This is a genomic window from Streptomyces sp. ISL-1 (assembly GCF_018614585.1).
GTDB lineage: Bacteria > Actinomycetota > Actinomycetes > Streptomycetales > Streptomycetaceae > Streptomyces > Streptomyces maoxianensis.
The window spans coordinates 26,754-44,689 of sequence record NZ_JAGGOI010000034.1 but is presented as its reverse complement, the minus strand read 5'-3'; the positions used below and the strand labels follow the sequence as shown (position 1 = coordinate 44,689).

12 protein-coding genes and 1 pseudogene are annotated in these 17,936 nt (G+C 71.1%); 7 read left to right on the top strand and 6 right to left on the bottom strand.

Features of this window, described 5'->3' with window-relative positions; translation table 11 throughout:
* The first annotated feature begins 20 nt into the window (after window positions 1-20).
* The 3 genes from J7E87_RS24495 (at window position 21) to J7E87_RS24485 (ending at window position 3,776) form a co-directional block, all read left to right on the top strand.
* Window positions 21-1,040, top strand: coding sequence for an endonuclease/exonuclease/phosphatase family protein (locus J7E87_RS24495; protein WP_215096678.1), 1,020 nt, complete (start codon window positions 21-23; stop codon window positions 1,038-1,040).
* Between the two features lie 441 nt (window positions 1,041-1,481).
* Entirely contained in the window at window positions 1,482-1,727 is a 246-nt protein-coding gene (locus tag J7E87_RS24490) for a DUF2630 family protein (protein WP_215096677.1), read from the top strand.
* Window positions 1,728-1,793: 66 nt separating this feature from the next.
* The gene (locus J7E87_RS24485) at window positions 1,794-3,776 is read left to right on the top strand and encodes an FUSC family protein (protein ID WP_215096676.1); all 1,983 of its coding nucleotides are present in this window, start codon (window positions 1,794-1,796) and stop codon (window positions 3,774-3,776) included.
* Between the two features lie 148 nt (window positions 3,777-3,924).
* Here J7E87_RS24485 and J7E87_RS24480 read toward each other — a convergent pair whose 3' ends face one another.
* Together J7E87_RS24480 and J7E87_RS24475 are read right to left on the bottom strand one after the other, a co-directional pair.
* Entirely contained in the window at window positions 3,925-5,280 is a 1,356-nt protein-coding gene (locus J7E87_RS24480) for an FAD-dependent oxidoreductase (protein ID WP_215096675.1), read from the bottom strand.
* A 148-nt stretch (window positions 5,281-5,428) separates the two neighbouring features.
* Window positions 5,429-5,836 (bottom strand): RNA-binding S4 domain-containing protein, encoded by a 408-nt coding sequence (locus tag J7E87_RS24475; RefSeq protein ID WP_215096674.1) that lies wholly within the window; start codon window positions 5,834-5,836, stop codon window positions 5,429-5,431.
* 219 nt (window positions 5,837-6,055) lie between these two features.
* Here J7E87_RS24475 and J7E87_RS24470 point away from each other — a divergent pair, with 219 nt between their 5' ends.
* Both J7E87_RS24470 and J7E87_RS24465 read left to right on the top strand, forming a co-directional pair.
* Complete coding sequence (locus J7E87_RS24470; RefSeq protein WP_215096673.1) at window positions 6,056-7,531, top strand: APC family permease; 1,476 nt, start codon at window positions 6,056-6,058, stop codon at window positions 7,529-7,531.
* Between the two features lie 14 nt (window positions 7,532-7,545).
* A complete protein-coding gene (locus J7E87_RS24465) occupies window positions 7,546-8,511 on the top strand; it encodes a hypothetical protein (RefSeq protein WP_215096672.1) in 966 nt (321 codons plus the stop codon).
* A 9-nt stretch (window positions 8,512-8,520) separates the two neighbouring features.
* Here the strand turns inward: J7E87_RS24465 and J7E87_RS24460 are convergent, their stop codons facing one another.
* Entirely contained in the window at window positions 8,521-10,587 is a 2,067-nt protein-coding gene (locus J7E87_RS24460) for a PhoX family phosphatase (protein WP_215096671.1), read from the bottom strand.
* Between the two features lie 273 nt (window positions 10,588-10,860).
* Here J7E87_RS24460 and J7E87_RS24455 point away from each other — a divergent pair, with 273 nt between their 5' ends.
* Entirely contained in the window at window positions 10,861-12,672 is a 1,812-nt protein-coding gene (locus tag J7E87_RS24455; RefSeq protein WP_215096670.1) for a VWA domain-containing protein, read from the top strand.
* Between the two features lie 82 nt (window positions 12,673-12,754).
* On the opposite strand, the pseudogene J7E87_RS35380 reads toward J7E87_RS24455, so the two are convergent.
* Window positions 12,755-12,965: pseudogene (locus tag J7E87_RS35380) on the bottom strand (response regulator); the annotation flags it as partial.
* A 151-nt stretch (window positions 12,966-13,116) separates the two neighbouring features.
* On the opposite strand from J7E87_RS35380, the gene metG reads away from it, so the two are divergent.
* Window positions 13,117-14,727 carry a methionine--tRNA ligase gene (metG, locus tag J7E87_RS24450; RefSeq protein WP_215096669.1) on the top strand — a complete coding sequence of 537 codons (1,611 nt, stop codon included), beginning with the start codon at window positions 13,117-13,119 and terminating at the stop codon, window positions 14,725-14,727.
* 91 nt (window positions 14,728-14,818) lie between these two features.
* Here metG and J7E87_RS24445 read toward each other — a convergent pair whose 3' ends face one another.
* Together J7E87_RS24445 and aspS are read right to left on the bottom strand one after the other, a co-directional pair.
* Window positions 14,819-15,586, bottom strand: a complete 768-nt coding sequence (locus J7E87_RS24445) for a L,D-transpeptidase family protein (protein WP_215096668.1) — start codon at window positions 15,584-15,586, stop codon at window positions 14,819-14,821.
* A 476-nt stretch (window positions 15,587-16,062) separates the two neighbouring features.
* Window positions 16,063-17,844, bottom strand: a complete 1,782-nt coding sequence (aspS, locus tag J7E87_RS24440; protein WP_215096667.1) for an aspartate--tRNA ligase — start codon at window positions 17,842-17,844, stop codon at window positions 16,063-16,065.
* Between the last annotated feature and the right edge of the window lie 92 nt (window positions 17,845-17,936).

Sequence of the window (17,936 nt, the reverse complement as noted above, 5' to 3'; positions counted from 1 at the left end):
CCCGCGGCTAGGAGGCCGGTATGGACAGCGCCATCTCGACGGCGGCCCCGGCCCCCGCGCAGGACGCCCCCCTTCGCCCGTCGGGCGGCCGCCGCGCCGCCGCCTGGCTGGCCGGCCTGCTGCTCATCGTGCCCGGCGTGGTCGCCGCCTGCCGGGTTGCGGACACCGATGGCATCACGCCCGTCCCCCAGCTGCTGGCGTTCCTGCCCTGGCTCCTGCTGCCCGCCGGGACGGCCCTGCTGCTGGCTCTCCTCGCGCGGTGGCGCACCGGCATGGTCTGTGCCCTCGCGGTGCTCGCCGTCACCGGGTGGTACGTCAGGCCGTACGACACCGGGCTCACCGACGAGCCGCCCGGCCGGGTCGTCGCCCGCCTCGAAGTACTCACATCGAACGTCGAGTTCGGCAACGCCACCGAGGGGCTGCTCGCCGCCATCCGCCGTGAGCAGCCCGACCTGGTCTTCGTCCAGGAATGCGACCACACCTGCTCGGACGCGCTCGCGGCGCGCATCCCCCGCGGCGACTACCCGTACCGCAATGTCGTCGAGGGCTACTCGGCCTCCGGCTCGGCCGTACTCAGCAAGCATCCGCTGCGCTCGGCCCCGGGGATCGAGGCCACGCTCGCGATGCCGGGCGCGGTCGCCATGGTCGGCGAACGCCCGGTGAATCTGCAGCTCGCGCACCCTCTGCCGCCCATCCCCGGCGGGGTGGACGACTGGCAGCGGGAGCTCGGCCTGATGCGTGCGTACGCCGCCGGAACCAAGGGGCGGCCGACCGTCATCGCCGGCGACTTCAACGCCACCCAGGACCACGCCGCATTCCGCCGGCTGCTCGACGCGGGCGATCTGCGCGACAGCGCCACCCTCGCGGGCGCGGCCCGCACGCCGTCCTGGCCTGCCATGGCACGCCGGCCGCTGGGTGCCCAGATCGACCACGTACTGATCAGCGAGGACTTCTCGGTGCGCGGGGCACGCTTCCTGGATCTGGCGGACACCGACCACCGGTCGCTGCTGGTCGAACTCGAACTGCACGACGTGCGCTGACCGCCCGCCCGGGTAAGAGTGGGGTCGAGGTGGCCAGAGCGGGGGGCCGTCCATCGGGAGGCGTTCCGGATGCGCGCCGTCGCTGTCGAGGCGTTCAGGGCCGAGTCCGGACTGACCGAGGTCCCCGAACCGGAGCCCGGTGCCGGCGAGGTGCTGGTGAAGGCCGAGTACGCGGCGCTGAACCCGTTCGACCGGCGAGCCGCCGACGGGCGTCGACCTCCGTCTCAAGGCCTCGTCCGCCCTGCTGGACACCCTGGCGGCGGCCGCGGACGGCTCCCCCGATGTTCCGGTGGACGCCGAGTACCCGCTGGACAACGCGCCGGACGCGCTCGCGCAGAACCGGGCGGGCGGGGCACGCGGCAGGACGGTCTTCGTACTCCGACTTCGTACGCTGGGTTTGTACGCCGCGTTCGTACTCCGCGTACTCCGAGAGCAGGTGTCATGGACAACGATCAGATAATCGGCAGCATCAACGATCTCGTCGCCGAGGAACGCGCACTGCGGGAGCGGTCTTCCCAGCAGCACGGCCTCGACTCCGACGAACTCGCGCGGCTGCGCGCCCTCGAGGTCCAGCTCGACCAGTGCTGGGACCTGCTGCGCCGCAGGCGCGCCAAGGCGGAGTTCGGGGAGGACCCGAACACGGCGAGGGTGCAGCCCGCCGACGAAGTCGAGGGCTACCTGGGCTGACCGCCCCGCGCTGCCGTCCCGCGGGGGAGTTGCGCCGGAGGGCGACTTCGAGGTCTGTTGATGACCATGGGCGAAGACGTGGGCGGGAATTCCTCCGGATCAGGGACACGAGCGGGACGGCTGTCCCCGCCGGAGTGGCTGCTCAAGGGCCTGCGGCCGCAGACCGCGCCCGTCCCTTGGGCGGCCTGCGCCCGCGCTGCCGTCGCGCTGGCCGCACCGCTCGCGGTGGGGCTGGCCGCCGGGCAGCCCCAGTACGGGGCACTCGTGTCGATGGGCGCGCTGTCGGGCGTCATCGGCGACACCGCCGACGCGTACCGCATGCGGATCTTCAATATCGCGGTCCCGCAGCTCTTCGGCGCGGTCGGCGTCACGCTCGGCACCCTCGTGTACGGGGAGGGCTGGCTCGCGGTCGCCGCGCTGACCTTCGTCGCCCTGGTCTCCGGGATGATCTCGTCGATCGGCGCGGTGGCCTCCGTGGGCGGGCTGCTGCTCCTGCTCAACGCGGTGGTGGGCGCGGGCCTTCCGATGCCGGAACCGTGGTGGAGGGCGCCGCTGCTGCTCACGCTCGGCGGGCTTTTCGTCCTCGTGCTGACGCTGCTGGCCTGGCCGTTGCGCGGGCGGACAGCGGAGCGGACCGCGGTCGCGGAGACGTATCGCAGTGTCGCCGATCTGCTGGGGGCCGCGGGCACGGCGGCGTACGACGACAAACGCCAGGCCGTCACGCAGTCCCTCAACACCTCCTACGACCTGATCCTCGCCCTGCGGGCCCGCGACCATGGGCGGCGCAGCCCGCTCGTACGGCTGCTCTCACAGCTCAATGTGCTCATCCCGCTCGTTGAGGCGGCCGCGGCCGCGCATCTGCACGGGCGGGCCTCCCGGCAGCCCGAAATCGCCGCCGCCGTACGGGACTTGGCAGACGTGGTCGACCAGAGCGGCCGCGGCGACGTGCCCGATCTGGTGCTGCCGGAGCCGGAGGGTCCCGCCGACCGCGCCGTGGAGAGTGCGCTGCGGCACGCCGCTGTGGTCGTGCACAGTGCCGAGCCCGACCCCGACAACGTCGACGACCGGCTCGGCCGGCCGGCGGCACTGAGCATCCGGGCCCGGCGTGCGACCCGAAGCGCGCTGTTCTCCGAGCCCTCCTGGCGCTACGGGCTGCGGCTCGCGCTGTGCATCGGCCTCGCGCAGTCGCTGGTGTCGCTGGTGCCGGTGCAGCGCTCGTACTGGGTCGCGCTCACCGTCACCTTCGTCCTCAAGCCGGACTTCGGCTCGGTCTTCTCCCGCGCGGTGCTGCGGGCACTGGGCACGGCGGCGGGGCTGGTCGTCGCGGCGGCGGTGCTCGCGCAGGTGCCGCGCGGCTGGTGGGACGTGCCGGTGATGATGCTCCTCGCGGCGCTCATCCCCGCGTTCTCCGCGAAGGGGTACGCCTTCCAGACGGCGGCGATCACCCCGGTGATCCTGCTGCTCTCCGACATCCTCAGCCACCAGGGCCTCGGCCTGGTCCCGTCGCGTCTGGTGGACAGCCTCATCGGCTGCGCGATCGCACTGGTCGCGGGCTATCTGCTCTGGCCGGAGAGCTGGCACACCCGGATCGGCGACCGGCTGGCGACCGCGGTGGAGGACGCGGCGCGATATGTGGCGAGCGCGTTCGGCGCGGAGGCGGAGGACCAGGGGGAGCGGGTGCGAAGGCGGCGCCGGATCTACCGCGACCTCTCGTCGGTCCGGTTGGAGTTCCAGCGGGCCCTGACCGAACCGCCGCCGACGGGTACGCGGGCGGCGGCGTGGTGGCCGCTGGTCGTCGCCGTCGAACGCGTCGTGGACGCGACGACCGCGGCGAGGGTCCGGGTCGACCACGGCGCGGCACCCCCGGCGCGGGCGGAGGTGGCGGCGATCGAGCAGCAGCTGCGGGAGCTGGCGGAGGGGCTGCGGGCGAGCGAGGTGCTGGTGGAAGTACGGGCGGAGCTGGAGGGGGACGAGGAGGGGGTGCTGGCCCCCCTGCGCCAGGAGGTACTGGCGGCAAGGTCGATCGCCTCCCCGGACAGCCCGGGGTGAGGGGGTCGTTCGGGATCACCCGGGCGGTCGGAGTGGCGGGGGTGTTCGCGGCGACCGGGCGGTCAGAGTGGCGGGGGTGTTCGCGGCGACCGGGGGCAGACCCACCAGGCGTATCGGGAGCCACGGCTGTCACAGCGGGCGTGGCCGATCACAGGGCTGCCAGCACCTCGCGGGCGGCCCGCTCGCCCGAGCGCACAGCCCCTTCCATCAGCCCGTGCATCAGCGTCGCCGTCTCGGTGCTCGCCCAGTGGATCCGGCCCACCGGCCGGCGCAGTGCCGGGCCGTAGTTGGTCAGGACCCCGGGCGGGAAGTGGCCCACCATCCCGCCCAGCGACCACGGTTCGGCGGACCAGTCGGTTTCCAGGTAGCCGCTTGGGGAGTGAGCCTGCGGGCCGAACCGCTCGGCGAGCGCGTTCAGCCATACGTCCCGCCGCTCCTTGGCCTCCAAGCGGCCCATCTCCAGGGCGCCGGGGCCGAACGCGAAGCTGCTGAGTACCCCCGGCCGTCCCGAGCGCGGCGTCTGGTCGATGGTGACCGGGACGGGAGACCGGGGCGCCAGCGTCTGACCCGACAGGCGCTGCTCCCGCCAGAACGGCTCGGGGTAGATCGTGTGCACCCGGATGACCGCCCCGGGCACCACCCGTTGCAGGAGGTGGCTGTGGTCGGCGGGCAGCGGCGGATCGAAGGCGATCCGGCCGGCCAGCAGGGGCGGCGTCGCCACGATCACCCGCCCCGCCCGCACGGTGAGCGCTTCGCAGCGGACCTGCACGTCCGTCCCGTTGTGCGTGATCTGCCGGACCGGGCAGGACAGATGTACCGACTCCCCCAGACGCTTGGCCATCCGGCGGGCCAGCTCCGGCGCCCCGCCGTCCACCAGGTGGGTCTCGGTCTTCCGGCTGTCGGTGTAATAGGTGAAGCCGCCGCCGCCCCGGGCCAGGACCAGCGCCCCCAGCAGCGAGACTTCCGCCGGGTCGGCACAGAACACCAGGTTCATCGAGGCCCTGGCCAGGGTGCGGGCCGTCTCCGATGGCAGGTTGAGCGGGTGGGAGAGCCACTGCTCGAGCGTGCCGGCGTCCAGTGCCCGGGCGCCTTTTGCCTGCCAGGGGGCGTCGGCCGGGAGCCGCCGCGCCATCCTGTCCAGGCGCATGAACGCCACGCCGAGGGAGGCGACCGCCGCCGGTCCGATCTTGGGGATCAGCCCCCGGTAGCGGTGATTGACGCCGTCCAGGCGCAGGATCTGATCACCCTGCTCGTACTGCGGGTACACCTCCAGGCCGACCTCCCGGCAGAGGTCGAACATCCGCTCCTGGCCCTTGCCCAGCCAGGAGCCGCCCGCCGAGACCACCGGGCCCTCGGGCAGCTCGCGGTTCCACACCCGCCCGCCGACCCGGTCCCGGGCCTCGAGCACCACCACCTCGCGACCGGCCTGTGCCAGCTGCCGCGCGGCGGCCAGACCCGCGAAACCCGCACCTACCACGCACACGTCCGCATCCCGGCGTTCCATGGCTCACCTCCGGGGTGCAGCGTTCCCGCCCGCGAGCCGTCGCGCCCGGCGGGTCACCCAACCGAGGAGGATCAGACCCGTCCGAGGGAGCGACCAGCCCCGGATAGCCCCACCCGCCGGGCTGGCCGGACCGCACCGCCGCGTCCCGTCAGGTCCCGTCAGGTCCCGTCAGGTTCGCGCGCTGGAGGCGCTCCAGCTCCCGCCTGTCCCTCTTCGTCGGGCGGCCCGCCCCCCGTTCCCTGACCGCCACCGGCGCCGTGAATTCCCGTGGGGGCGGCGGCGGGCTGTTGTCCACGTAGCACTCCACCGCCACCGTGGGGCCCACCCGTTTGCGGACGATCTTGGAGACGACCACCAGGCGTTCACGGCCCGCGTGGAACACCCGCACCTGGTCCCCCGCCCGCAGCGCATGCGCCGGCTTGACCCGTTCGCCGTTCACACGGACATGTCCGGCCCGGCAGGCCGATGCCGCCTGCGAGCGGGTCTTTGTGAGCCGGACCGACCAGATCCATGCGTCGATCCGTACGGTCCCCTCGTCCGAAACCTCTGCAGCCATACCCCGACTCTACGATTCTTTCCGCCCGCGCCGCAGATCCAGAGCGGACCCGGGGCGGGGTCAGCCCCACCCCCTCACCCGGCCGACGCGCATCCGACTACGATGCGCTCGTTCCCCCTTTACGGAGGCCTTTGCTCCGCAGCGGGCGTTCGTTTCTGAGATGCCGACATATGTCGTGCGGCACACGGGCATTCAGCACAAGGGCGTTCGGAGAATCCCATGCGCAACAGCTCCGGCAGAGGGCTTCAGCCCAATGTCCTCGGCACGTTCGACACCATCGTGATGGCAATCGCAGGCAGCGCTCCCGCCTACTCCATCGCGGCCACCACCGCCGTACTCGTCGCATCAGTCGGCCTCGCCGGACCCGCCGCGCTGCTCTACTGCGCGATACCCATGCTCGGCATCGTCCTGGCCTTCAGCAGACTCGGCCGGATCGATGTCAACGCGGGCGCCAGCTACTCCTGGGTGGGTCGTACTCTCCATCCCTTCCTCGGTTTTCTGTCCGGCTGGGCGCTGGTGGTCTCCGCGACGATCTTCATGGTGGCCGGTTCGCTGCCGGCCGGTGCGATGACGCTCGCGCTCTTCGACCCCGCGCTCGCCGAGAACACCTTCCTCGCGACGGCCGTCGGCACCGCCTGGTTTCTGACGATGCTGCTCGTCGTACTCGGCGGGGCGCGGCTGACCGTACGGGCGCAGCTCCTCATGTCGGGCGTCGAACTGCTGATCCTGCTGGCCTTCATCCTCGCCGCCCTGCTGCACAACGGATCCGCCGCCGCCTTCGACTGGTCCTGGTTCGGCTTCTCGCACTTCGACGGACCGGCGGGATTCGCCTCCGGCGCGCTGGTCGCCGCCTTCTACTACTGGGGCTGGGACGTCACCAGCAACCTCAGCGAGGAGACGCGCGACAGCCGCCGCACCGCCGGACTCGCCGCGCTCGTCGGCGTAGGAGTCGTCTTCCTCCTCTTCGAGGCCTTCACGATCGCGGTGAACGTGCTCCTGACCGCCTCGGAGATCAAGGCCGACGGCGCCAACGTCCTCGGCCTGCTCGGCGATGCGGTCTGGCCCGGCGTCGGCGGGAAACTGCTGGTGGTGGCCGTGCTGCTGTCCACAGTCGCCACGTTGGAGACCACCCTGATCCAGGTCACGCGGTCGCTCTTCGCGATGGGCCGGGACCGTACGATGCCCGCCGCGCTCGGCACCGTGCACCGCCGGTGGAACACCCCCTGGGTCGCGGTCGCCGTCGTCGGCGCGGTGGCGCTCGCGATGTTCGTCGCCTCCACCGCGCTCGGCTCGATCGGCGATGTGCTGTCCGCCGCGGTCGCCGCCATCGGCCTGCAGATCGCGTTCTACTACGGGCTCGCGGGCATCGCCGCCGTCGTCGCGTACCGCGGAATGCTGCTGACATCCGTACGCGACTTCGTTCTCGGCGGCCTGTGGCCGCTGCTCGGGGCGTTGTTCATGTTCTGGATTTTCGTCGAGGCGCTGAGCGAGCTGAGCGCGGCCTCGATCGCGATCGGCATCGGGGGCCTCGCCGCCGGTCTGGTGCCGATGATCCGGTACTGGCGGCGGGGGAGTTCGTACTACCGCCCCGCCCGGCTGGACGCGACCCGCGCCGTCGCCGCCGAAGAGCACTACGCCAACTCCGCGTCTCAACGTACCGATTACGCCGACAAGTCGCCGGCCACGGACTTCTGAGGGAAGTGCCGCAGATGGCCGCAGCCCGCCGCCGCTTCATGCCGGACTTCGATCCCGCCCTCGGGGACCGGCCGCTCGCCGACGCCGTCCACGACATCGTCATCGGCCGCTGGCAGGGAGTACGGGATCTGCTGCGCGCCACCGGCGACGACTGGCCGCTGCGCACCCACCGGCTGCGGCTGCTCTCGCACGCGGCGGCGGGCTCGTCGGCGGTGGAGACCTGGCGGGCGGCGGAGCCCGACAACCCCGACGCGGCGGTACTGCGGGCGGCGACAGAGGTCGTACGGGTCTTCCACCAGGCGATCGAGGCGGGCCGCGGCGTCGGGCTCGACGAGGCGCGGCTCGATGTGGCGGTGATGGCCTGTCTGAGCGCGGCCGACGCGCGGCCGGCCGACCCGATGCCGTGGGTGTCGCTGCTGACTGTGGCCCGGCTGTACGAGGCGGGGATATCGCGGCGCGAACTGCGCTCCTGGTTCGACGAGTTGCGCCGCCGCGACCCCTTCAACACCGAGGGGCATGTGCAGCTGCTGCGCTACTACTCGGCGCGCTGGCACGGCACGCACGGCAGGATGTACGACTTCGCCCGCGACGCGGCGGGCGCCGCGCCGCCCGGGTCGCCGCTGCCGGTGCTGGTGCAGATCGCGCGGGTGGAGGAGTACCGCTATGCCACCGAGGGCGTGCTGGGCAGGGCGCCGGTACGGGACTTCGGGCGGCACTGGCACCACGAGCTCGCAGTGACCGAGGTGCGGCGCACCTGGGAGCGCTGGATCGACGGCCGGGCCGAGGGCCCTGCCGCCCCGGAGGAGATCGGTGAGCTCAACTACCTGGCGCACGCGGCCTGTTATGCCGGGCTGAGCGAAGAGGCCCGGCTGCTGTTCGAGCTGCTCGGGACGCGGGCGACGCGTGTGCCGTGGTCGTACACGGGCGACGCGACGGAGGAATTCACGAGGTGGCGCGCACACGTACGCGCCACCTCGTGAAGCTACGGCTTACACACCGATGTCGCGGCCGTCCTTGCGCCAGACGGAGACGACCGACGGACGGACGATCTTGCCCGGACCGTCCGGCCACACGCTCGCGGGCTTCTCGACGGACGCGCCGTCGAGCTCGCCCGGGTGCTGCACCGCGACCAGAACGCGACGGTCCTGGATTATCGGGCCGCAGGTCTCGGCGCCGGACGGGACGGTCAGGAACTGCTTGAGCTCACCGCGCCGCTCACCGTGGGTCGCGACGCCGAACAGGCCGTCGTGGGAGCCGAGCTGGTTGCCGTCCGTGGAGATCCACAGGTTGCCGTACGGGTCGAAGGCGACGTTGTCCGGGCACGAGATCGGGCTGACCTTGTCCTTCGGGAAGCCCGCGAAGTACGTCGACGGGTCGTTCGGGTCGCCCGCGACGAGGAAGAGCCGCCAGGCGAAGCCGTCGCCGGCCGGGTCGTCCCAGTTCTCGGCGAGCTCCAGGATCTGACCGTGCTTGTTGAGGTTGCGCGGGTTGGCCTCGTCCGCGGCGGCCTTGCCGGGCTTGCCGCGGTCGGTGTTGTTGGTCAGCGCGACGTAGACGCGGCCGGTGCGCGGGGACGGCTCGACGTCCTCGGGGCGGTCCATCTTGGTGGCGCCCACCTTGTCACCGGCGAGGCGGGTGAAGATGTACACCTCTTCGGCGGACATGCCGGGGACGAACGACTTGTCGCCACTGGCGAGCGGGATCCAGATGCCGCTGCCGTCGAACTCGCCGTCGTTCGGGAGCTTGCCGGTGCCGTCGATCTCGGCCGCCGGGCTGTCGCCGGTGAGCTTGGCGACGTACAGCGTGCCCTCGTCGAGGAGCGTGCGGTTGTGCTCGCGGGCGGAGCGGCTGTTGCCCTTCTTCATCTGCTTCGACGAGACGAACTTATAGAAGTAGTCGAAGCGCTCGTCGTCGCCCATGTAGACGACGGGGCGGCCGTCGTCGGTCAGGCGGGGCTGCGCGGCCTCGTGCTTGAAGCGGCCGAGTGCGGTGCGCTTGCGCGGGGTGAAGTCGGGGTCGTACGGGTCGAGCTCGACGACCCAGCCGAAGCGGTGGGCCTCGTTGGGCTCCTGCTTCAGGTCGAAGCGCTTGTCGAAGAGCTCCCACTTGCGCTCGGTCGCGGCGGTGCCGATGCCGTAGCGCTTGTCGGTGGCGCTGGAGCCGTTGGCGAAGTACTGGTTGAAGTTCTCCTCGCCGTGCAGCGTGGTGCCCCAGGGGGTGGTGCCGCCGGCGCAGTTGTTGAGCGTGCCGAGGACCTTGGTGCCGGTCGGGTCGACGCTCGTCCGCAGCAGGGCGCTGCCCGCGGCCGGGCCGGTGACCTTGAACTCGCTGGTCGCGGTGAGGCGGCGGTTGAGCGGGTGGCGGCCCACCGGGGTGAGCTTGCCGCTGCGGTGCTCCTCCTGGACCACGACGACGGACAGGCCGTGCGCGGCCCAGGCGATCTCGACCTGCTCGCGGGTCGGCTTGGCCGCGTCGTAGCCACGGAACATCAGGATTTCGTCCGTGTACTCGTGGTTGGCGACGAGGATCTGCCGCCCGTGCTCGCCGTGGAGGGGGAGCAGGGAGAGGAAGTCGTTGTTGTAACCGAACTGGCCCGCCTGCGCCTTGGCGGTCTGATTGTCGGCGTCGAAGGCGGGGGCGCCGCGGAGGATCGGGTCGCCCCACCGGATGACGACGTTCTGGGAGTAGCCCTCGGGGACGGTGACCTTGTCGTCCTTGTTGGGCGCGACGGCGGCGAAGCGGAGCCCGCGGGCGCCGTCGGTCCTGCCGGGCGTGTTTCCGTAACTGTCCGTGGCCGCGGGCGCGGCGACGGCCTGCTCGCCGCCCGGGCCCATGACGGCGGCGGAGCCGGCGGCAGCGGCGACGGTCACGACAGCGGCGGTGCGCATCATCGATCGTCTCGAGAGCGCGCCGGCGATGACATCGCCGACGTATTCGTTGTCGCTGGTGTTGGGCACTTCGTGGAAGCAGGCGTCGCCGCAGCGGTATCGGCAGGTGAGAGCGGAACGTCCGCCCGCGTGGGGGTTCGAGTTCAACAGCGGCAGCAATTTGCGCACTTCGTCCTCCTACGGCGCAGCCTGCGCCGACATGGTGTCGGAAATATGTTCCGCCGCGACGTTAAGGGTGTACACGTGCAATGCGGAAGCCGTGGCGTGAACGGGGGATGAATCCGGCGCGGACGGGGCGGGGTTGACAGCGAGGGCATGCCCCTGCAGGGGTCAGGGCCTGTTGGCCGGTAACCTGACGTGTCCGCCCTGGCCAGGACACCCTGAAGACGCCCGGCCCAAGTGCGGACATTCACGCACTCACTCATGCGAAAGGCCTCGCCCATGGGCATTCGGAGCTTGCTGCGCAAGGTGTTTGGACGCGACCGTTCGGAGTTCGACGAGTCGACGACAACCTCCGTCCCGCCCCAGCCCGGTCACACGGAGCCGCCCACAGCGTCGGTCCCGGCTCCGTCCCCGGCGGAACGGGCGGCGGCGGATCTGGTGTCGGCGGCTTTCGACAACCCTGCCCAGAAGGGCGGGGGCGCGTCGGTCCCGGCACAGGCGTCGGCGGAGAAGGCCTCGCCGAAGCGGACGGCGGCGGATGCGGATGAGGCCGCCGCGGCTCCGGCCGAGGCGGTTGTCGAGCCGGAGGTCACCGAGCCCCCGGCCGCCACCGAGCCGGAGGTCGCCCCGGCCGCCGAGACCGGAACCGCGCTCGCGCCGGAGGCCGCAGTCGCCGAAGCGGAGGCCGAGGCCCCTGCGGTCGTCACGGCGGACGCCGAAGCCAAAGAGAGCGCCCCGGCACCTGCCGCCGAGGCGGAGGCCAATGCAGACGGAGACGCCGAGTCCAAGGCTGACGCGCCTGCCGCCGAGGCGGAGGCGTCGACCGCCCTGGCCGAGGAGACCGAGCCCGCCGCCGCGGTGAAGCCGGAGAACGAGACGGGCGAGCCCGTGGTGCATGAGGCCGCCGAGGCGGTTGTCGAGCCGGAGGTCACCGAGCCCCCGGCCGCCACCGAGCCGGAGGTCGCCCCGGCCGCCGAGACCGGAACCGCGCCCGCGCCGGAGGCCGCAGTCGCCGAAGCGGAGACCGAGGCCCCTGCCGACGTCACGGCGGACGCCGAAGCCAAAGAGAGCGCCCCGGCACCTGCCGCCGACGCAGCCTCTGCCCCCGCAGAGACGAACGTCGCTCCGGCGAAGCCGCAGAACGAGACGGGCGAGCCCGTGGCGGATGAGGCCGCTGAGGCTCCCGCCGAGCCGGAGGCCACCCCGGAGGCCGACGCACCCGCAGCCAAGACGGAGGCCGAGGCAGACGTCCACGCCGAATCGAAGGCTGAGGCGCCCGACGCCGACGCAGAGCCCGACGCTGACGCTCCCGCCGCCGAGCCGGAGGCCGCCCCGGCCGGGACCAGCACGCCCGAGCCCAAGGCACACGCGCCCGAGCCCGTCGCCGCGGCCGTCGGCGATGTCGAGCCGAAGGCCGACGCAGACGCCGACGCAGACGCGGACGCGGACATTCCGCCCCGCCTCGCCCCCCACTACGCCGCCGCCGGCGCCGCCCTCGGCAAGCGTGGGCTCGCCGGGGCCCGTGCGCGGGTCTACCTCGTGCTCGACCGGTCCGGGTCCATGCGGGCCTACTACAAGGACGGCAGCGCCCAGCGCCTCGGCGAGCAGGCCCTCGCGCTCGCCGCGCATCTGGACGACGACGCCACCGTCAACGTCGTCTTCTTCTCCACCGAGATCGACGGCACCGGCGAGCTCACCCTCCCCGCCCACCAAGGACGGATCGACGAGCTCCACAACTCCTTCGGCCGGATGGGGCGTACGAACTACCACCTCGCCGTCGAAGAGGTCCTGGCCCTGCACGCGAAGGCCGACGCCGACGCGCCCGCGTTCGTGATCTTCCAGACCGACGGTGCGCCCGAGTCCAAGACCGCCGCCACCGCCGCCCTCGCCGCGGCCGCCGCCAAATCGGCAGGGGTCTTCTGGCAGTTCGTCGCGTTCGGCGAGCACGACGCGAAGGCCTTCGACTACCTCCGTAAGCTCACCGCCGACAGCGCCACGGCCAACACCGGCTTCTTCCACGCCGGCCCCGCCCCGCGCGAGCTCCCCGACGCCGAGCTGTACGAGGGGCTGCTCGCCCGCTGGCAGAGCTAGGTCACCGGCAGCGTCAGTGACGGCCGAGCCCGCCCTCAGGTCCGGGCTCGGCCGTCACTGTGCCGCCGTGGGCGTCAGCGCGGGACGCGGTCGCGACCGGCTTGCGCCCCACGTCGCCCCGTGGACCCGCGGCAGATCGCGGTCCAGGACGACGACGTCGTAGTCGTGCAGCCCGGATACGCGAGCGCGGCGTCTCCGCTGCACACGGTGTCGACGGCGAATCCGGCTCGTCGCGGCCCGGTCGCGACCAGCCCCGCCAGGACTTCCTCGTCCCCGGCGACCAGTACCCGCATATCGCCGTCCCCCGCTCCCCATCTCCACGCACCCGCCGCGCCCGCATCCGGGGCCAGGATGCGCCTTTTTGCAGGACGAGATGTTTCGCAGAGCTCTCCACCGTCTTTATGCGGGTGAGTGGACCTTCCGCGGGCCGTTAGGATTTCGACCATGGCGGCCACTGGATCCGAGAAGCAGGGGGCGAAGGCGTACTACGTCTCGACCCCCATTTACTACGTCAACGACGCTCCTCACCTGGGCCACGCCTACACGACCGTCGCAGGCGACGTGCTCACACGCTGGCACCGTCAGCGCGGCGAGAAGGTGTGGTTCCTCACCGGCACGGACGAGCACGGTCAGAAGATCATGCGCACTGCCGAGGCGAACGGCGTCAGCCCGCAGGAGTGGTGCGACAAGCTCGTGGAGGAGGCCTGGAAGCCCCTCTGGGAGCACCTGAACATCGCGAACGACGACTTCATCCGTACGACGGAGAAGCGGCACACGGACCGTGTGCAGGAGTTTGTGCAGGACCTGTACGACAAGGACGAGATCTACAAGGGCGGGTACGAAGGCCCGTACTGCGTGGGCTGCGAGGAGTACAAGATCCCCGCCGATCTGCTCGACGGCGAGGGCGAGTACGCCGGGCAGAAGCTCTGCCCGATCCACAAGAAGCCGGTGGAGATCCTCAAGGAGGAGAACTACTTCTTCAAGCTCAGCGAGTACGGCCCGAAGCTGCTGGAGTACTACGAGGCCAACCCCGGCTTCATCCAGCCCGAGTCCGCCCGCAACGAGGTCGTGAACTTCGTCAAGCAGGGCCTGCAGGACCTGTCGATCTCGCGCTCGACGTTCGACTGGGGCGTCCCGGTGCCGTGGGACCCCAAGCACGTCATCTACGTCTGGATCGACGCGCTGCTCAACTACGCGACGGCGGTCGGCTACAACGAGAACCCGGCGAAGTTCGAAGAGACGTTCCCCGCCGATGTGCACCTGGTCGGCAAGGACATCCTGCGCTTCCACGCGATCATCTGGCCCGCGATGCTGATGGCGAACGGCCTGCCGGTGCCCGGTCGCGTCGCCGCGAACGGCTGGCTGATGGTCGGCGGCGAGAAGATGTCGAAGTCGAACCTGACGGGCATCAAGCCGCAGGACCTCACCTCGCACTTCGGCGTGGACGCGTACCGCTGGTACTTCCTGCGCGCGATCGCGTTCGGCCAGGACGGGTCGTTCTCCTGGGAGGACTTCACCGCCCGGTACACCAGCGAGCTCGCCAACGACTACGGCAACCTCGCGTCCCGTGTCGCGGCGATGGTCGGCAAGTACTTCGGCGGCGCGCTGCCGGAGGCGACGGCGTCCGGCGAGGCGGAGAAGGCGGTCCAGGCCGGACTGGCGAAGGCGGTGGCCGAGGCCGACCGGAAGATCGGCGACGAGCTGGACTTCCAGGGCGGCATCCTGGCGGTCTTCGACTTCGTGAAGCAGGTCAACGGCTACATCACGGAGCAGGAGCCGTGGAAGGTCGCCAAGGACGACTCGCAGGAGGGCAAGGCCCGTCTCGCGACGATCCTGTACACGGCGGCCGAGTCGCTGCGCGCGGTCGCGGTGCTGCTGAACCCGGTCATGCCCGAGACCTCGCAGGCCCTGTGGGACTCGCTCGGCGCGGAGGCGTCGCTGGGCGCCCTCGCTGACCAGCGGGTCCAGGACGGGCAGTGGGGCAGGCTCCCGGCGGGCGTGACGGTGACGAAGGGTGCGGTGCTGTTCCCGCGCCTGGAGGAGAAGCCCGCGTAGTCAGGCGTACGACCCGCGTAGTCAGGCGTACGAATGGGGCTCCGGACCTGGTCCGGGGCCCCATTTGACGTGTGTAGGTCCTTCCCGCGTGTCAGCGTCCCAGCGCCGCGGCGTCGCCCATCACCACCACCGGCTGCTTCGCCGGGTCCAGCCACCGCAGCAGCTCCTTCATCCGGGCGAGCGGCAGCGAGACGCAGCCCTGCGTGGGCCCCCCGTGATCCACGTGGATCCAGATGCCGCCGCCCTTCTCCGCGCCGAGCGGCCGTGTCCAGTCGAGCGGGGTGTTCCCTGGCTCGCGGTTGTAGTTGATGGCCACGACATGGTCGAAGGACCCCTCGAGAGACTCCCCCTGGAAGCCGGTGCCGGGCGCGTCGAAGGCGGGTTCCTGGTCGTACGGGAGCTTCGTGCCGGGGTCGGGCAGTCTGCCGCCCGCGTCCGTGAGGCCGAAGACCCCGATGGGCGATCGGTTGTCGGCCGCGCGGTGGTCGTCGGTCCAGCCGAGCAGGGCGTTGTGCGCCGACCAGGGGCCGGCAACGGGCTTCCAGCCCTCTACGGTTTCGCGCTCGTAGAGCATGGCGACGGACTGGTTGGAGTTGGGGTGGTTGCCGACGACCACGACCGCCTGCCGGTTCGCCGCGGTGATCTTGGCGCGGGTCCGTGGTCCGAGGGAGGGGATCTCCAGCGCCGGGACGACCTGCGCCCTGGAGCCGAGCTGCCCGACAGGGCCGGGCCTGGCGTCATTCGCGGGTCTCCTGGCGGCCGGGGGCCCGGCATTGCCGGCATCGCCCGCGCAGCCGGTGAGCAGCAGACCAGCGACGGTCAGTGCGACCACCTGGAACGGTCCTGTGCGGAAGGACATGGGCGGGCCTTTCAGTTCGACGGCTTGATGTGCTGCTTCGGGGTCGCGGTCGGGCTGGGGACGACCTCGGCGCCCGGACATCGAATCGGACATGTACTATCATCTGTCGCGTTTCGGTCACAACGCGTGAGGCGTCGCCGGAGACACAGAGGCTGACGAAGATCACTGAGTCCGGGGGCGGCCGGGACTCCGCCGATCAGCGCGGGGCGTGGAACACGGTGGCGCGCCTGTCGGATTTGCCCGCGGCACGCAGGACGGGCCCCGGAACCGCTCGGTTCCGGGGCCCTTCGATCAGGGGTGCACGTCAGCCGGTGCCCTCGTGCGCCTCGTCCGGGCCGACGCCGAGGGTGAGCGAGGCCTGAACGCCCCTCAGCACGGAGCGACCCTCGCGGAGTCGAGCCATCCGGAGCGGGGGAACGCCGAGGGGGCCCCGGGACCTTCCGGTCCGGGGCCCCCTCGGCGTACGTACTACTTGGCTACTTGGCAGGCTTGTCCTTGTCCGCGACCGGCTTGCGGAGCGCGATGTTCAGCTCGCGCAGCCGCGACTCGTCCAGCTCGGTCGGCGCGCCCATCATCAGGTCCTGCGCGTTGCCGTTGAGCGGGAAGGCGATCGTCTCGCGGATGTTCGGCTCGTCGGCCAGCAGCATCACGATGCGGTCGACGCCCGGCGCGATGCCGCCGTGCGGCGGGGCGCCGTACTGGAAGGCGCGGAGCATGCCGGAGAACTCGTGCTCGACGGTCTCCTTCGAGTAGCCCGCGATCTCGAACGCCTTGAACATGATCTCGGGCTCGTGGTTCCGGATCGCACCGGAGGACAGCTCGACGCCGTTGCAGACGATGTCGTACTGCCAGCCCAGAATGTCCAGCGGGTCCTGGGTCTCAAGGGCCTCGAGGCCGCCCTGGGGCATCGAGAACGGGTTGTGCGAGAAGTCGATCTTGCCGGTCTCCTCGTCCTTCTCGTACATCGGGAAGTCGACGATCCAGCAGAACCGGAAGACGCCGTCCTCGAAGTGGCCGGCGCGCTTGGCGGCCTCGACGCGGACCGCGCCCATGATCTTGGACACCTGCTCGACGTCGCCGGCGCCGAAGAAGACCGCGTGGCCGGGCGCGAGGGAGAGCCGCTCGGTGAGGACCTTGACGTTCTCCTCGGTGAGGAACTTCGCGATCGGGCCGGTCAGCGCACCGTCCTCGCCCACGCGCACCCAGGCCAGGCCCTTCGCGCCCTGCTCGACGGCGAAGTCGCCCAGGCCGTCGAAGAACTTCCGCGGCTGGGAAGCCGTGTTCGCCACCGGCAGCGCGCGTACGTGCTTTCCGGCGAAGGCCTTGAACTCCGAGCCCTCGAAGACGTCAGTGATGTCGGCGAGCTCCAGCTGGGCGCGCAGGTCCGGCTTGTCGGTGCCGTACTTGAGCATCGCCTCGCGGAACGGGATCCGCGGGAACGGCGAGGTGACGTGCCGGCCGTCGCCGAACTCCTCGAAGAGCTCGGTCATCAGCTTCTCGATCGGCTGGAAGACGTCCTCCTGCTCGACGAAGCTCATCTCGACGTCGAGCTGGTAGAACTCGCCCGGCGAACGGTCCGCGCGGGCGTCCTCGTCGCGGAAGCACGGCGCGATCTGGAAGTAGCGGTCGAAGCCGGAGATCATCAGCAGCTGCTTGAACTGCTGCGGGGCCTGCGGCAGCGCATAGAACTTGCCGGGGTTCAGCCGGGAGGGGACCACGAAGTCGCGCGCGCCCTCGGGGGAGGTCGCGGTCAGGATGGGGGTCGCCATCTCGTTGAAGCCGAGCGCCGTCATCTTGTGCCGGATGGCGGAGATCACGGCCGTACGCAGCATGATGTTGCGGTGCATGCGCTCGCGGCGCAGGTCGAGGAAGCGGTACTCCAGACGCCGCTCCTCGTTCACGCCGTCGTCGGCGTTGATGGTGAAGGGCAGCGGCGCGGCCGCGCCGAGCACCTCGACGTCGGAGACTTCCACCTCGATCTCGCCGGTGGGCAGATCGGTGTTCACGTTCGCGGCGCCGCGCGAGACGACCTTGCCGTCGACGCGGACGACCGACTCCTTGCTCACCTTGTCGAGAGTCTCGTAGGCGGGGGTGCCGGGGCGGGCGACGAGCTGCGTGATGCCGTGGTGGTCGCGCAGATCGATGAAGAGGATGCCGCCCAGGTCTCGACGATTGTGCAGCCAGCCGCTCAGCCGGACGTCGGTTCCGACGTCAGAGGCGCGGAGCTCGCCGCAGGTGTGGGACCTGTACCGATGCATCGTCGTTCATCCAGTCTTAGCAAATTTGAGAGAGGTGGGCCCGTCAAGGGTACCGGCCTGCACCCGCACACCTCATTGACATACACATGCCA

Coding starts and splice junctions, on each gene's coding strand:
- J7E87_RS24495 (WP_215096678.1), top strand. CDS start 21: ATGGACAGCGCCATCTCGACGGCGGCCCCGGCCCCCGCGCAGGACGCC.
- J7E87_RS24490 (WP_215096677.1), top strand. CDS start 1,482: ATGGACAACGATCAGATAATCGGCAGCATCAACGATCTCGTCGCCGAG.
- J7E87_RS24485 (WP_215096676.1), top strand. CDS start 1,794: ATGGGCGAAGACGTGGGCGGGAATTCCTCCGGATCAGGGACACGAGCG.
- J7E87_RS24480 (WP_215096675.1), bottom strand. CDS start 5,280: ATGGAACGCCGGGATGCGGACGTGTGCGTGGTAGGTGCGGGTTTCGCG.
- J7E87_RS24475 (WP_215096674.1), bottom strand. CDS start 5,836: ATGGCTGCAGAGGTTTCGGACGAGGGGACCGTACGGATCGACGCATGG.
- J7E87_RS24470 (WP_215096673.1), top strand. CDS start 6,056: ATGCGCAACAGCTCCGGCAGAGGGCTTCAGCCCAATGTCCTCGGCACG.
- J7E87_RS24465 (WP_215096672.1), top strand. CDS start 7,546: ATGGCCGCAGCCCGCCGCCGCTTCATGCCGGACTTCGATCCCGCCCTC.
- J7E87_RS24455 (WP_215096670.1), top strand. CDS start 10,861: ATGGGCATTCGGAGCTTGCTGCGCAAGGTGTTTGGACGCGACCGTTCG.
- metG (WP_215096669.1), top strand. CDS start 13,117: ATGGCGGCCACTGGATCCGAGAAGCAGGGGGCGAAGGCGTACTACGTC.
- J7E87_RS24445 (WP_215096668.1), bottom strand. CDS start 15,586: ATGTCCTTCCGCACAGGACCGTTCCAGGTGGTCGCACTGACCGTCGCT.
- aspS (WP_215096667.1), bottom strand. CDS start 17,844: ATGCATCGGTACAGGTCCCACACCTGCGGCGAGCTCCGCGCCTCTGAC.